This is a genomic window from Pseudomonas sp. HLS-6 TE3448, assembly GCF_053629555.1.
Window position 1 is genome coordinate 2,967,482 of sequence record NZ_JBRJIO010000001.1, and the last position, 15,336, is coordinate 2,982,817.

11 protein-coding genes are annotated in these 15,336 nt (G+C 60.9%); 3 read left to right on the forward strand and 8 right to left on the reverse strand.

Annotated features, from left to right (window positions below; genetic code table 11):
- Window positions 1–41: 41 nt before the first annotated feature.
- From AB7M23_RS13775 to puuE, 6 genes are all read right to left on the reverse strand, one after another.
- The gene (locus AB7M23_RS13775) at window positions 42–1,397 is read right to left on the reverse strand and encodes a nucleobase:cation symporter-2 family protein (RefSeq protein WP_454241070.1); all 1,356 of its coding nucleotides are present in this window, start codon (window positions 1,395–1,397) and stop codon (window positions 42–44) included.
- An 88-nt stretch (window positions 1,398–1,485) separates the two neighbouring features.
- Window positions 1,486–2,796, reverse strand: a complete 1,311-nt coding sequence (locus tag AB7M23_RS13780) for a urate hydroxylase PuuD (RefSeq protein ID WP_454241071.1) — start codon at window positions 2,794–2,796, stop codon at window positions 1,486–1,488.
- Between the two features lie 47 nt (window positions 2,797–2,843).
- A complete protein-coding gene (locus tag AB7M23_RS13785) occupies window positions 2,844–3,347 on the reverse strand; it encodes an ureidoglycolate lyase (RefSeq protein ID WP_102052438.1) in 504 nt (167 codons plus the stop codon).
- A 96-nt stretch (window positions 3,348–3,443) separates the two neighbouring features.
- A complete protein-coding gene (alc, locus tag AB7M23_RS13790) occupies window positions 3,444–4,439 on the reverse strand; it encodes an allantoicase (RefSeq protein WP_065760394.1) in 996 nt (331 codons plus the stop codon).
- 90 nt (window positions 4,440–4,529) lie between these two features.
- Window positions 4,530–5,045, reverse strand: a complete 516-nt coding sequence (uraD, locus tag AB7M23_RS13795) for a 2-oxo-4-hydroxy-4-carboxy-5-ureidoimidazoline decarboxylase (protein ID WP_065760393.1) — start codon at window positions 5,043–5,045, stop codon at window positions 4,530–4,532.
- Window positions 5,045–5,971 carry an allantoinase PuuE gene (puuE, locus tag AB7M23_RS13800; RefSeq protein WP_099773962.1) on the reverse strand — a complete coding sequence of 309 codons (927 nt, stop codon included), beginning with the start codon at window positions 5,969–5,971 and terminating at the stop codon, window positions 5,045–5,047. The genes uraD and puuE overlap by 1 nt, the downstream gene beginning before the upstream one ends.
- Before the next feature lie 386 nt (window positions 5,972–6,357).
- Here puuE and uraH point away from each other — a divergent pair, with 386 nt between their 5' ends.
- Window positions 6,358–6,711, forward strand: a complete 354-nt coding sequence (gene uraH / locus AB7M23_RS13805) for a hydroxyisourate hydrolase (protein ID WP_065760391.1) — start codon at window positions 6,358–6,360, stop codon at window positions 6,709–6,711.
- A gap of 172 nt (window positions 6,712–6,883) precedes the next feature.
- On the forward strand, window positions 6,884–12,109 hold the full coding sequence (locus AB7M23_RS13810; RefSeq protein ID WP_454241072.1) for a hypothetical protein: 5,226 nt from the start codon (window positions 6,884–6,886) through the stop codon (window positions 12,107–12,109).
- A gap of 45 nt (window positions 12,110–12,154) precedes the next feature.
- Here AB7M23_RS13810 and AB7M23_RS13815 read toward each other — a convergent pair whose 3' ends face one another.
- The gene (locus AB7M23_RS13815; RefSeq protein WP_454241073.1) at window positions 12,155–12,781 is read right to left on the reverse strand and encodes a LysE family translocator; all 627 of its coding nucleotides are present in this window, start codon (window positions 12,779–12,781) and stop codon (window positions 12,155–12,157) included.
- Between the two features lie 65 nt (window positions 12,782–12,846).
- A complete protein-coding gene (locus AB7M23_RS13820; RefSeq protein ID WP_065760388.1) occupies window positions 12,847–14,196 on the reverse strand; it encodes an NCS2 family permease in 1,350 nt (449 codons plus the stop codon).
- A 358-nt stretch (window positions 14,197–14,554) separates the two neighbouring features.
- Here AB7M23_RS13820 and AB7M23_RS13825 point away from each other — a divergent pair, with 358 nt between their 5' ends.
- Window positions 14,555–15,322 (forward strand): GntR family transcriptional regulator, encoded by a 768-nt coding sequence (locus tag AB7M23_RS13825; RefSeq protein ID WP_454241074.1) that lies wholly within the window; start codon window positions 14,555–14,557, stop codon window positions 15,320–15,322.
- The last annotated feature ends 14 nt before the right edge of the window (window positions 15,323–15,336 follow it).

Sequence of the window (15,336 nt, forward strand, 5' to 3'; positions counted from 1 at the left end):
CGTGCTCGAGGTATGCCGGGCGGCGAGCGCCGCCCGCTGGTTCAATGCTGGTGGGCGGTTTCGTTATGGGCTGCGCGCTCGACACCACCGAGGATGTTGAACAGCAGGTTCAGGATCAGCGCACTCACGGTGGCCATGGCGATTCCGCTGTGGGTGATGGGCTCCATCCACTGTGGCATTTGTGCAAAAAACTCCGGACGTACCACCGGGATCAAGCCCATGCCGACGCTGACGGCCACCAGCAACTGGTTGCGGCGGTCGCCGATGTCGGCTTCCTGGAGAATCTTGATACCCGTGGCGGCTACCATGCCGAACATGGCAATGGAGGCCCCCCCCAGAACGGCAGGCGGGATCGAGGCAATCAGGAATGCAGCTTTGGGCAGCAGGCTGAGCATGATCAGGAAGGCGCCTGCAACGATGGTGACGTACCGGCAGCGCACACCGGTCATTTGCACCAGACCGATGTTCTGGGCAAACGAGGAGTGGGTGAAGGTGTTGAAGAAGCCCGCGATGAAGGACGCGCCGGCATCACACAGCAGGCCGCGACGAAGCATGCCCGGGGTGACTTCACGGTCGGTGACCTTGCCCAGTGCGAGGAACATGCCGGTGGACTCAACGAAAATGATCACCACCACCAGGCACATGGACAGGATTGGCGCCAGGCTGAATGTGGGCATTCCAAAGTGCAGGGGCGTGACCACCTGCAGCCACGGCGCTTGGTCCAGCCCGGAAAGGTCGACCATGCCGATGGAACCGGCCAGCATGTAGCCAACGCCCATGCCGATCAGCACTGACACATTGACCCAGAAACCACGCATGAAGCGGTTGATCAGCAGGATGATTGCCAGCACCAGGCCAGCAACCATCAGGTAGACCGGTGAGCCGAAGGGTGCGGCACTGGCGCCGCCACCGGCCCAGTTCACCGCGACCGGGAACAGCGACAGGCCGATGGAGGTGATCACGGTACCGGTTACCAGCGGCGGGAAGAACCGCACCACCTTGGACATGAACGGCGCGATCAGCATGCCGAAGAAGCCGGCAGCGATGGTCGCACCGAATATTCCCTGCAGGCCTACACCGGGCATTCCGGCCATGGCGACCATGCTGCCGACGGCGGCGAAGCTGGCGCCCATCATGACCGGCATGCGGATACCCACGGCACCAATGCCGAACGACTGAATGACGGTAGCGACACCGGCAACCAACAGATCGGCATTGATCAGAAAGGCGACTTCTTCACGGGACAGGCCACAGGCCTGGCCAATGATCAGCGGCACCGCGATGGCGCCCCCATACATCAGTAATACGTGTTGCAGACCCACCAGGATGAGTTGCGGCAGTGGCAGTGGCTGTCGTGGGGGCGCAACGGGTATGGACGCCTTGCGTGACTTTGACATGCAACACCTCGGTTTTGTTTTTATTGTTCATTGTTCTGCGACGCCGAGCAGGACGCCGGTGGGCGGCTCTTGCGAGCCGCCCGGTGCATCAGTTGGTTGGAGCGCCCTTGGCGATCCAGGCGCCGACCAGTTCACGTTCTTGCTGGGTCATCTGAGTGATGTTGCCCAACGGCATGATCTGGCTGGCGACGGCCTGGGCCTGGATGCGCGGTGCCAGTTGCTGGATTTGTTGCGGGGTATCGAGCATCACGCCCGCAGGCGCAGTGCTGAACAGTGGGCTGGTCGGCTTGGCCGAGTGGCACACGGTGCAGCGTTCCTGGATGACATTGTGGATCTTGTCGAAGTTCACGCTGTCGATCGACGCAGTGGCAGGCTTGGCCGCTTCCTCGGCTTTGGCCGGAGCCGGCTCTGCGGCTTTCTCTGCAGCAGTCTTGCCGCCCAGTGCGGTTTCCGGCAGCGGTTGGTACTCGATTTTCGCTGCCGCCTGCTCAGGCGCTTTCGGCATCGGCGAAGGGCCGGTGACATAGGCCAGGCAGATCATTGCCAGGGCGCCGACAGGCAGGGTCCAGGCGAACTTGTTGCTGTCGTGACGGGTGTTGAAGTAGTGACGTACCAACACCGCAGCCACCGCGATACCCGCCAGGATCAACCAGTTGTACTGGCTGCCGTAGGTGCTCGGGAAGTGGTTGCTGATCATGATGAACAGCACCGGCAGGGTGAAGTAGTTGTTGTGACGCGAGCGCAACAGACCCTTGGCCGGCAGCACTGGATCGGGGGTGCGGTTCTGCTCGATGGCCGCGACCAGCGCACGCTGGGCCGGCATGATGATGCGGAACACGTTACCGACCATGATGGTGCCGATGATCGCACCGGTGTGCAGGTACGCACCACGGCCGCTGAACACCTGGCTGAAGCCGAAGCAGGCCGCGATAACCAGCACGAACAGTACCAGGCCCAGCAGGGCAGGGCGTTTGCCCAGTGGCGAGTCGCAGAGGAAGTCGTAGATGAACCAGCTGGCGATCAACGAGCCGACACCAATGGCCACGCCTTCTGCGCCACTCAGGCCGCTGCCCGGTGCCAGCAGGTACAGGGTTGGGTTGGAGTAGAACACCACGCACAGCAGGGCCACGCCCGACAGCCAGGTGAAATACGCTTCCCATTTGAACCAGTGCAGGTTCTCCGGCATTTTCGGTGGAGCCAGCTTGTATTTCTCCAGGTGGTAGATACCACCGCCGTGGATGGCCCAAAGGTCACCCGACAGGCCCTCGCGCGGGTTGGCGCGGTTAAGGTTGTTTTCCAGCCAGACGAAGTAGAACGATGCACCGATCCAGGCGATACCGGTGATCATGTGAACCCAGCGCACGCTCAGGTTTAGCCACTCGAACAGATGTGCTTCCACAGTATGTACCTCTTTCCGATCACCGATTTCCGATGATCAGTCTTCTCTTATTGGTGGGGGTTGAGGATCAGCAGCTCATCCTCATTGAAGAAATGTTCGTCGCAGTTGTTGCCGGAACCACTGCGATCAACCACCAGGAAGTCATCCCGCTTTTCGATCGTCAGCACCGGGTGGTGCCAGACGCCGCGATGGTAATTAATGCCCTGCCTGCCATTACTGGCAAAGGCACGGACCAAGCCCGATACAGGTGCATCGCCAAGTGGCGCGACCACGATCAGAAAGGGATTGCCGAGCAGCGGAATGAACGCTTGGCTGCCCAGCGGATGGCGCTCCAGCATGCGGACGGTCAGGGGCATTTCCAGCGCGTCGGCGCGGAAGATGCTGATGATCGCCTTGTCGTCGGGCTGCGCGGTTTCTACCGTGGCCAGACGATGGAAGCGCATGGTCGAGCCGTTGTTGATCATGAAGTGGTCGCTGCCGTCGGTTTCGATCACGTCACCGAAGGGGGCGAAGGCTTCTTTGGTCAAGGGCTCAATCACTAAAGTGCGCATGCGGATCTGTCTCTAATTCTATGTTGTTGGGGCTGTCGCTCTTGCCCACAACGCCGGCTCTCGGGAGCCGGCGTTGTGGGTGATCAGGGCCAGCGCTTACTTCGCGACTTTGCCCAGTACGCGCAGACGGCTGATACCGCCATCCGGGAACACGTTGATCCGGATGTGGGTGATCGGCCCCAGGTCATTGATCTGCTCCTGGAAGCTGTGCTCGGCGTGCATCTGCAGCTTCTGGCTTGGCAGCAGTTCGCGCCAGAACAGGCTCTGGGTTTCGATCTGGCTGTCGGTACCGCCCTTGACGAATGCGCCCTGGATCGAGCAGCTGTCGGGGTAGTTGCCTTTGAAGTGCAGGGTGTCGACGACAACCTGCTCGACCACGCCGGCATGGCCGAGGGCAACGATGACCCAGTCATTGCCTGGGGTGCGGCGGCGCGCGGTTTCCCAGCCGTCGCCCATGTTGATGCCACGGCCCGGGTTGAGGATGTTGCTCATGCGGCCGAAGTGTTCGTCGGAGCAGGCCAGGGCACGGCCACCGTTCAACGCTGCTGCCAGGTCGACTTGCTCGTTGTCGCCTACTGCCGACCAGTCACGGAATGGCACGCCGTAGACACGCAGACGGGCAACACCGCCGTCCGGGTAGATGTTGAAGCGCAGGTGGCTGAAGGCCTGGTCGTTGTTGATTTCGTGGTAGTGGTGGCTGTTGCCTTGCAGCTCGACGGCCGACAGCACTTCAACCCACTGGGTTTGTTCGGTCGGGTCGCCTTCAGCGACGAAGCAGCCTTCCAGGGACGCCGAAGGTGGGAAGTTGCCGGTGAAGAACGAGGTGTCGATGTCGACGCCCTTGATGGTGCCGGGAACGCCCAGGCGGATCACCGCGCTGTCGAAGCCTTCGAAACGCTTGCGGCGCGTTTCCCAGCCGTCCATCCACTTGCCGTTGTCGTCGAACACACCCTCCTTCCACACGGCCGGAGTCGGCTGGAACAGGCGCTCGGCAGCGGCGAACCACTCATCGGTGACCGAAACGATCTTGGTGCCCAGGCGCGCGTCGGCCAGGTTGACGAATTTCTCGAAGGGTACGGCGTATGCTTTCATTTTTTCTTGTCTGCCTTGAATGGGTGGCTGGGGATGCTTGCAAGGCCCTGGGTACGCGCTGCGTTCATGAGCGCACTCGGGCCACGCTCACTAAAGCTGCAGTAATCGGAACAGGGCGATCAGGTTGATCTGCGCCAGCGCTTCCTTGAACTCGGCCTCGACCGAGTTATGGATGCGCGTTTCGAACGCGGCGAGGATCTGATGCCGGTTGCTGCCTTTTACCGCCATGATGAAGGGAAACTTGAACTTGGCTTTGTAGGCGTCGTTCAGCTCGGTGAAGCGTTGGAACTCTTCGGCCGTGCATTGGTGAATACCGGCGCCAGCCTGTTCGTGAGTACTGGCTTCGGTCAGTTGGCCCTGGACGGCTGCTTTGCCGGCCAGGTCCGGGTGAGCGTTGACCAGTGCCAGCTGGCTGGCAGGGTCGGCGCTCAACAGGATATCGCTCATGCGTTGGTGCAGATTTTCGATCTGGTCCAGCTCCTGGCGCTGGCCCAGGTCGAATGCCTTCTCGGCAACCCATGGCGAATGTTCGTAGATATCGGCGAAAGCTTCGACGAACGCGGTGCGGTCGAGGGTCGAAGGCTTCAGCGTCTTGAAGTCGGTCATTATGCGTTCTCGGCGTTGAAAGGGTGGGTGGCATGCCAGTGGCGGGCGATGTCCACGCGCCGGGCAAACCAGACCTGCTCATGGCTTTGTGCGTATTCGACAAAGCGCTTGAGGGCTGCCAACCGGGCAGGGCGGCCGACCAGGCGGCAGTGCAGGCCGATGGAGAGCATCTTCGGCGCCTCGGCACCTTCGGCATACAGCACGTCGAACGCGTCCTTGAGGTACTGGAAGAACTGCTCGCCACAGTTGAAACCCTGAACCTGGGTGAAGCGCATGTCATTGGTGTCCAGGGTGTAGGGGATCACCAGGTGTGGCTTGCCGGTCGGGTTGTTGGGTTCCCAATAGGGCAGGTCGTCGTCATAGGTGTCGCTGTCATAGAGGAAGCCACCTTCCTCCATCACCAGGCGGCGGGTGTTTGGCCCGGTGCGGCCGGTGTACCAGCCCAATGGGCGCTCGCCGGTCAGTTCGGTGAGGATGCGGATCGCTTCGAGCATGTGCTCGCGCTCCTGGGCCTCGTCCATGTACTGGTAGTCGATCCAGCGGTAGCCGTGACTGCAGATCTCATGGCCGGCTTCAACCATGGCACGGATCACGTCCGGGTGGCGCTGGGCGGCCATGGCCACGGCAAACACGGTCAGCGGAATGCCGGTGTCCTTGAACAGTTTGAGCAGGCGCCAGACGCCTGCGCGGCTGCCGTACTCGTAGAGCGATTCCATGCTCATGTTGCGTGCGCCCTGCAGCGGCTGGGCAGCAACCATTTCAGACAGAAATGCTTCCGACTCTTTATCGCCGTGGAGGATGTTGCGTTCGCCACCTTCTTCGTAATTGAGCACGAAAGACAAAGCGATGCGGGCGTTCCCCGGCCAGCGCGGATGGGGTGGAGTATTGCCGTAACCGATCAGGTCGCGAGGATAATCAGCGCTCACTGCAGTCTTCCTTCTTGTACGTGAAAACGGGGGTAGAGTGGCCTGTGTGGTGTATCGACCACGCTGATGGGGTGATTGTATACAACTTTATTGTCAGTTTGTAAGCCTGTTTTTTCGCATTTCTTTCCTGGCCAGCCACCCCATGCCCCTGCAATAAATCTGCCTGAATGGTCAGATAATGACGTGCTCGTCATTGTTCTGCTTGGGTTTGCGACTGATGGCCTGTTTGCTGGGCGAGGCGGCTAAGCTAACAAAGAAGCCGGAATTATTGTGTACAATTTTCAATAAAAATGTCTTAATAATCCAACAGCCGTACGCTGCCGTGCTTGCATGCGGTGCGATACGGGTATTTTTTGCCCACAGATCAAGAAGAGGCGAGCAACCTTATGGGACGTTTGACCACGCATGTACTGGACGCCGCGCATGGCTGCCCTGGCAGCTCGATCAAGGTCGAGCTCTACCGCGTCGAAGGCCAGCAGCTAGAGCTGGTGACCACTGCCCTGACCAACAGCGATGGTCGTTGCGACGCACCGTTGCTGCAGGGTGACGATTACCGCAGCGGTGTCTACCAGCTGCAGTTCAGTGCCGGTGACTACTACCGTGCACGTGGCGTGAAGTTGCCAGAGCCTGCGTTCCTCGATGTGGTCGTTCTGCGTTTTGGCATCAGTGCCGAGCAGGATCATTACCACGTTCCATTGCTGATTTCGCCTTACAGCTACTCGACCTACCGCGGAAGCTAGCAGGTCACCCGACAGAATCTTCGTAGGTCCTTGCCCGCTCACACTGCGGGCTTTTTTTTGCCTGAAGGAAAAGCATTATTTATCTCACATGGTTTGAGCGGCTGTTTTGAAATGTCGGCTGGGTCGCTTGCGCAGGGTGTGCAGGCGCCATTCGATAGCAGGGACACAGACCATGGATGTAGCAATTCCTCCTCACTTGCTCAGCAACACTGAGGCGTTGGCAGCGTTGGAAAAGGCTGCGGCGCTCTGGACACAACAGGGCAGCGCGCTGCCGGACATCGTGCCGCTGCTCGCAACGGCCTTTGATGATGAGCTCAAGCGTCAATACCCGCAGCTTGAACTGGATGCGCGAAACACCTGGGTAAAAACCTTTTCGCTCACGGATAACCCGGAGCACTGCACCTTGCAGACGAACAAGACCCTCGAGCAGGTAATGCGCGAGCGTCTGGTGGGTGCCGCAACGGTGTATGACGAGGGCTTGTCAGGGATTTACGCCGATGGTCGCGAGGATGATCAACCCGGAACGCGCATGGCCGGCACGCGCGGGCTGGAGGGGGCCATCGACACGTTGACGCTCAAGCTGGGTTATCTGTATCGGGATGCAGTTACTGCCTACTGGAACGCCGCGACAGCGGAGCACACCTCACGCGACCAGCAACTGGCTGATGCCCTGTCGCAGGCGTTGCACCTCGACGCGGCACGGCGCTTGAGTAAAGACGAGCAGGCGTTGTTGAGCAGCGCGCTGTCGACCCCGGCGGACAGCCGCAGGGCTTTTTTTGCCTACAGCCTTAGCCTGTTGTTCGAGGGCGCAGAGGCCGCGCACCTGGCCGGTGCATTCATTCTTCGCAGGCAACCGGTGGCCGATGCATCGCAGGCGGACGCTGTTCCGACGCTGCTGTACCTGCCGGGTGAAGGGGTTTCCAGCCATGGCTCATTGGGCGAACTGTTCGATGCACTCTTGCCGCGCCGTGAACAATGGTCGGGCTTGCTGAGCTTGAGCCATCAACGCGCACTGGACGGCCAGCGTCGTATCGAATGGCAGTGCCGGGAGATCGTCGGCCACCTGCTGACTGACGTTGTACAGGCCCAACTGAAGTGTCAGCAGACAGATATCATCGACATTCTGCAAACCCGTCGCACGACCTTCGCGTCGTATCAGGTGCTGTTCGAAGGGCTGGCAGCGGCTACCCAGCGGATCATCGTTAACGGCCCACCCGGCATGGCCGTGGTGTGGCACGCAGAGCACGCGGCCTATGAGGCGTACCGGCAGTTACCGTATTGGATGAAACTGTGCAGTACCGAAGAGCGGCAGCGCTACGTCGACAAATTGCAGGCCTATCAATACGCTCAGGAGGATCTGTGTCAGGCGCTGGGCAAGGCCGAGTCGCCAGAGCAATTTGCCCGTGTCACGGTGGCGTTGCGTCTGCGCGAAGCGCTGGGTGTTGACCTGGACCCCGATCAACTGTGGGTCACCACCGAGCGTCGTTTGCCGGTAACCCGTGAGGTCTATACCGAGCAGGCATCGTTGAGCAGCCTGGCCCTGTACGGGCTGCACCCTGGGGATGAAGCCCAGGCTTCTGATTTCATCACGGGCAGCACCTTGCAGTATCAAGGCCTGCCGGTTGAGCAGGTGTTCGAAGGGTTGACCCCTGCAACGCTTGCCCCAGTGCTTGCCCCGCTGCAACTGAGGAGCACATTTTCTCAACAGTGGCGTGAAGCGATCACGCCAGGTGTTCTCCAGCGCATGCAGGTCGTGATGTCGCTACGGCTACAGGCCTCGCTCTGCGCTGCGGGTTTTCAAGGCATCCTGGCCGAGGATCAGGTTCAGGCAGTCGGGGTGTTGCACACACCGTTTGTCGAGCAGACGGCGCTTCGTGCGACGGCTTACCTGTTAAAGATCAACGGCGCCGAGTTGGCGGATGTCATGGTCTTTTGCTTGACCCAGGCCGATGGCGAAGCTGCCGGCCTGTTGCTTTATGCCCCAGATGTGCCTGGCCGCGAGCCGTGGCTGAAGGTGCTGGATGAGCGCCGCTTGTTGCACGAGATTGTCGGTTGGACCGCTGTGCCGGCACTGCGCGACTACCTGTTGGCACGCGTTCCGCAAGCCGCGCGTAACGCCTTGGGCAACGTGTTGAGTGCCCTGGCGCAGAAGCCGGCTGCCGAGGCCGATTTTCTTACGCTCTCGCCTCAGGTCGACTATCCGACTGCCTTGCAACGCCTGGTCGCGCTAGATGTCGAGCTCACCCAGGCGCGCTTTGACGCTCACACGCCGGCCTGGTACCGCGATGCGCCGCTGGCTGAGCGGCAGCAGTTGCATGCACTGGAGACTCAGGTCGCCGCTGCCTCGCAACGGTTTACCGAGCAGTCCTTGCTGCAGGTTCCGGATTTTGAAAGCTTCGTCAAAGCCCAGGCCACGGAAAAAATCAATCAGCTGCTGGGTACACCCGCGGGCACGGTCGACCCGGACACGATCATTATCACCTCGCCCCGGGAGCGGGCTACGTTCACCCACTTGTTGCGCAATGGCTATGACGACTCGATCAGCCTGACGCAAGCCACGCTGGACACTTCTGCGACGTTTGAAGGCCCGGAAGGTGTTGACCTCTCGCCCCTGCGGCCGGAGAACGTCTCGGGCGCTATTCGCGGCCAATGGGTGGCGGACCGCTACATTCAAGTGCTGCGCGATACGCTGCTAAACCCTGAGCACGAGGGCTATGCCACCCGCCGACAGGCCAGTGTCACGCTGACACAGTTGCAGATGTCGGTTGCAGCCCTGCGCAGCAAGCTGATGGGGCAGATCACTGGCGAGCAGTACGCCTGGTTGAGTCAAACGTTGAGTTCTTTTCAACGCGAGGATGCGCCGACACGCCTGGCGCATCCGGTGCATCTGCTGAACTTCAATCTTGAGGCGGTATTCAATACCGCTGAGTACCCCTGGCTGGCGTACCTGGGCCATCTGTCGTGGATGAACGAGCACTTGGGGACGGTGGAAACCGTCGAAGGCAACTACGTCATGCTGGCGCCGGAGAACACCGGTCAGCCCGCCTTGTTGTACACCCCCGATGCGCCGGATGGCCTGGCATTCCGTGAGTTCCAGTCATTCGAGGCGTCCCTGGCCCATGCCGGCATGGGGGATTATTACAAGGACCGCATGCGCCACAAGCTGGGTCGCTGGATGTCCTACAGGCTGCACGCCGTCAGGCGTGGCGCTGCTGCGGGGCCGGTGCTGTCGAGTGCGCCGATCATGAGCCTGCAGAAGGCCTTCCATGACCAGCGAATCGAACGCAAGATGACCGATGTGGCGGACCTGGAGCTCGGTCGGGCCGACATGATCAGCCGTATTACCTGGACTGGGGTCGAGTTGGTTGCCACGGCAGTCACACTGCCATTTCCACCGGCCAGCTTTGCGGTGGGTGCGTTTTTTGCCCTCAAGGAGTCGGCCTCGGCGATCAAGGCACTGGCCGATGGTGATCGCGCCAAGGCCGTGCAGCACGCACTGTCGTCGGCCTTCAATACCTTGGGGGCCTTGGGCGACATGAAGCACGGGTTCAAGGGGCTGGGCAAGCTCTGGAAAATGCTGCCTCATGCCTCTGACGTCAGCACCACGCGGATCGCCTTGGCGGGTAACGATGCGCTGCACGGTGTTGCGCCGCCGTTGTCGAACAGGGTCATTGATCGCGCGTTTGCGCTCAAGCAGCGGCCTAAAGACCTGACCTTGCGCACCGATGGCGATTTTAACGGCGTGTATGAGGGAGAGGTTGGCGCGGACGGCTTCCCGCACTACTACATTACCGATACGCGGGGCCGCTACTATCAGGTCCAGTACAAGGGTGGCGTGGCCCTTGAACCCTGGCGCATCGTCGAAACGCGACGCCGTGGCTACGGTCCTGCGGTGCGGCGCAATATCTTGGGACACTGGGAAGTGTCGTTTGACGTGGGGTTGCGCGGCGGTGCACCGCAAACTCCGGCTGAAGTTATCCAGCAAGGTTTGCAGACGGTGACGCGCGAAGACGTGCAAGTGCTTGCAAACCAGCTCGGGCTGCCATCGCAATGGACGCTGGAGGCGATCCTGGAGGTTTTCCGTCGCTTTACCCTTGATGAGGCCGCGCAGGTCTTGCGGCGTTTCAGCCTGCCGGCCGATGATCCCGACCTGGCACGTTTGCTGGCCGATCAGTTTGTTCAGCACAAACGCTTTCCTGAGTGGGCCTTGCAGTTCCTGCCAGGTCGCACACCGGACCCGGCCTGGAAGATGATTCAGCGCGCGGAGCCCGGGCAATCGCAGGCAGCAGCCGAGGCGTTCCTGCGTCGTTTCAATTTCACCGAGGGCGAGCGAGCCGCAAAGGAGTGGGCGCTTGCGCTGCACTTCGAAAGCCGAGGCTACTTGCCATTCTGGAGCATCGAGCATCTGCCGCCAGCGACAGGCGCGACAGTACCCGTCATTGCACCCCTTCACGGGGTTTCCAGGGTTCAACAGATGTTCGACTGGCGCAGTTGGAGCACCCCGGTTGATGGCCCGCTGATTGAAACTGCCAGCAACTCGGGCATTTTCGTGAGCGCTCAAAACACAGCGCGGCGTGTGATCCAGGTGGATAATGCGTACTACGAGGTGCTCGACGACGGGGTTGAGCTCGTGGCCGACTGTGCGGTACTCAAGCCGCCTCCGAGCCTGGACGGCGTTCTGCCGCGTTATCATCGGATGCAGCGCGTCAATGGCGTCTGGTCGCTCGGTTCAGGGCTTCGCGTTGATCACATGATGTACACCATCAAGCGCCGTTTCCCGCAATTGACCGATCAGAGCACCAAGCAGTTCTCTCGGCGCCTGATGGAGTCGGCCAGCATAAACGGCAAGCTGACCGCTGCCGGCGTCCTCAAGCTGGACCTGTTGTTGGGTGTGCTGGATAACCCGCTGACTAAAAATGGCGCGTCCGTCGTCGACCCGTTCGGGTGGCTGCGCGGTCGTCCGGAGGTGGCAGCAGGGGCAGGGTTCAGTTTGCACAGTGAAACGGCCCGGTTTACCGCGGTGGAGTTTGTGGTTTCAGAGGAACAGTTTGCACGGGCCCCGCTGCATGCGGTTGTCCGGGATGTGCTGACGGCAAACTATTACACTGTGGGTCAGGTCTTCAGTGACCAGGCCTTCGGGCCGGGGCAACTGCTGGTGCGTTGCAACGGCTCAGACCGGCTCTACCTGGTGATCGTCAGGCCAACGCACGCGTCGCATGTGTACCCGCTCTCGTCCAGCACGCTGAAACGACTGATGACGTCGATGGATGCCGAGACGCGCCAGGCGTTGCGTCAGGCCCGGGCGGCGAAAGAGCTGGTCGTGCTGATGGCGGGCAAGCGCGTCAGTGCTTCTGGCAGGGATGAAGGGCTGGTCTTTATCAGGCCGCAGTTCGCCTGAGGTTCTGCCCCGTTGCCGCCAGGCGGCAGCGGGGCAGGCAGTGGTTTAGCGGCTCAGCAGTGCGGCGACGCCCGCGCCGCCGAACAGCCCGGCGCTGATCCGGTTGAATCCACTCTGCCCCTTGCCGGAGCGCAGGTAGCGGGCCGCACCTTGCGCACCCAGGCCGTAGGCCAGCTTGCACCCCAGGTCGAGCACCGTCCAGGTGGCGATCAAGACCAGCAATTGACTGAGCAATGGCTGCTCTGCACTGAGAAACTGCGGCAGGAAGGCGGCGAAGAACAGGATGTCTTTCGGGTTGCTCGCGCCCAGTGCAAAGGCGCGCAGGAACAGGCCACGAAAGCCTGGCTTCGGCATGGCCTCAGGCACATTGGCGCCCTGCGAGGGTTGGCGCGATTGCTGCCAGCTTTGCCAGGCGAGGTAAAACAGGTAAAGGCCACCGACAATCTTCAAGACGCTGAACAGCTGCTCCGAAGCCATCAACAGCGCCCCCAGCCCCAGTGCCGAGGCGCTGAGCAGGCAGATCGAGGCAATGACACCGCCGAGAAACGCAGGGTAGGAGCGACGCAGGCCATAGTTCAGGCTGTTGCTGATCATCAGCAAGGACAACGGGCCGGGGATCGCAATGACGATCAGTGCCGCGCCACAGAACAACAGCCAGGTTTCCACACTCATTTATTTTCTCCTTATGTGCGAAGGCCTCACCCGAAGGCGAGGCCGTTTTTACTGCGGTACAACCGTTACAAAAACATGAACTTGGCGATGAAAATGGCGCACAGCACCCACAGGCTCGCCGAGATTTCCCTGTATCGCCCTGTGCCGGCCTTGAGGGCGACATAGGTGATGAAGCCCAAGGCAATGCCGTCGGCAACCGAAAAGGTCAGGGGCATCATGATTGCGGTGACGATCGCCGGGATGCTGTCGGTGGCTTCATCCCAGTTGATGTGGGCCATGCTGCCCATCATCAGCATGGCCACGTAGATCAGGGCACCAGCGGTGGCATAGGCCGGGATCATGCCCGCCAGGGGGGCGAAGAACATGGCCGTGATGAACAGCAGGCCAACGACCACGGCCGTCAGGCCGGTGCGCCCGCCTGCGGCCACCCCGGCCGCGCTCTCCACGTAGCTGGTCACCGGTGGCACACCCACCACCGCGCCGAAGACGCTGGAGGCGCTGTCGGCTTTCAGTGCGCGGGAAAGGTTTTCGATGCGGCCCTCGGCGTTCACCAGGTTGGCGCGCTGCGCGACGCCCATCAGGGTGCCGGCGGTGTCGAACATGTGCACGAACAGAAACGCCAGGACCACGCTGATCATGCTGACGTTGAACACCCCGGCCACGTCCATGGCCATCCAGGTGGGGGCGAGGCTGGGAGGCAACGAGAAGACGCCGCCGTATTCGACCAGCCCCAGGCCCCAGCCGGCCAGCGTGACAGTGATGATGCTGATCAGGATGGCGCCGAACACCCGCCGATAGCTGAGTATCGCGATCATCAGGAAGCACACTGCGGCCAGCAGGGGGGCGGGTTCGTGCAGCGAGCCGAGCTTGATCAGGGTGGCAGGGCTGTCGACGACAATGCCGGCGGTTTTCAGGCCGATCAACCCGAGAAACAGCCCGACCCCGGCACCCATGGCGTGGCGCAGGCTGACCGGGATACTGTTGAGCAGCCACTCGCGCACGCGTGACAAGGTCAGCAGCATGAACAGCACGCCGGAAACGAACACCGCCCCCAAGGCCGCTTCCCAGGTGTAGCCCATGGTGCCGACGACCGTGTAGGTAAAGAATGCATTGAGGCCCATGCCCGGTGCCAGGCCGACCGGCCAGTTGGCGTACAGGCCCATCAACAGGCAGCCCAGGGCGGCGGCGATGCAGGTAGCAACGAACGCCGCACCATGGTTGATCCCGGCATCGGCCATGATGTTCGGGTTGACGAAAATGATGTACGCCATGGTGATGAAGGTAGTCATGCCGGCAATCAGCTCGGTCTTGACGGTGGTGCCATGCAGCTTGAGTTTGAAAATCCGCTCCAGCCAGCTCGTTTCGAGCGGTGGGGCAAGATCCAGCGTAGGGGCTTCGGATTTGCGGCTTTCCACAGCATGTACTCCTCAAGTCTTTTCTTGTTTTGCAGAGCCAGGGCCTGCGCACGCACTGGGGGGCTCTGTGAGAGGGTAGGGTGGCAGGCGACCGGACTGCTTTATTGACCTTGAAGTCAGGAAGTTGCACGCTGCGATTATGCTTTTGTATACAAATAAATCAAATAATGTTTTATATGGTGTGTGCATATTATTTGGCAATACAGCTATAAAGGCTATCGCTACCTGCAGAATTGCTGCTGGCTGTGTACAATGTGGCAGTACCGATTCCCTTAAATTTTCTATTCACGGCTTGCCAACGACCTACTGTGCGGTATTACAGTTCGGATCCAATTGCCGGTTATCTGCCCGAGAATCCATGAACGAACAGCTGCAACCCCTCAAGAAACCCGCGCGTGTTGGCAAGGCCGGCCGCAGCGGCACCCAGGACGACATCGTTTACGCACATATTTTCGAGGCTATCCTCGAGCAGCGTCTGGCGCCGGGTACCAAGTTGAGCGAGGAAGCCCTGGGCGAGATTTTCGGTGTCAGCCGCACCATCATTCGCCGCGCCCTGTCGCGCCTGGCCCATGAAAGCGTGGTGCTGCTGCGGCCCAACCGGGGTGCCGTGGTTGCCAGCCCCACGGTAGAAGAAGCCCGCCAGGTGTTCTTTTCCCGGCGTCTGGTCGAGCGGGCGATCACCGAGCTTGCCGTCGAACACGCTACCGCCGAGCAGTTGAACGAACTGCGGCAAATGGTGCGCGATGAGCGCGACAGCTTTTCCCGGGGCGACCGCGGCGCCGGTATTCGTCTGTCTGGCGAGTTTCACCTCAAGCTGGCCGAGGCTGCTGGCAATGCCCCGCTGATCAGCTTCCAGCGCAGCCTGGTGTCGCAGACCTCGCTGATCATTGCCCAGTATGAAAGCGGCAACCGCTCGCACTGCTCCTATGACGAGCACATGCAGTTGATCGATGCCATCGAAGCCCGCGATGCGACGCTTGCGGTCAACCTGATGATGCACCACATGGACCATATCGACAGCAAGCTCAACCTCGATGAGGACAGCGCGTCCGATGACCTGCATGCGGTGTTCTCGCACCTGTTGCAGACCAAGAAACGTGGCAGCGCGGCCTCGACCAAAGGCTGATGCGCCTGCCAGGG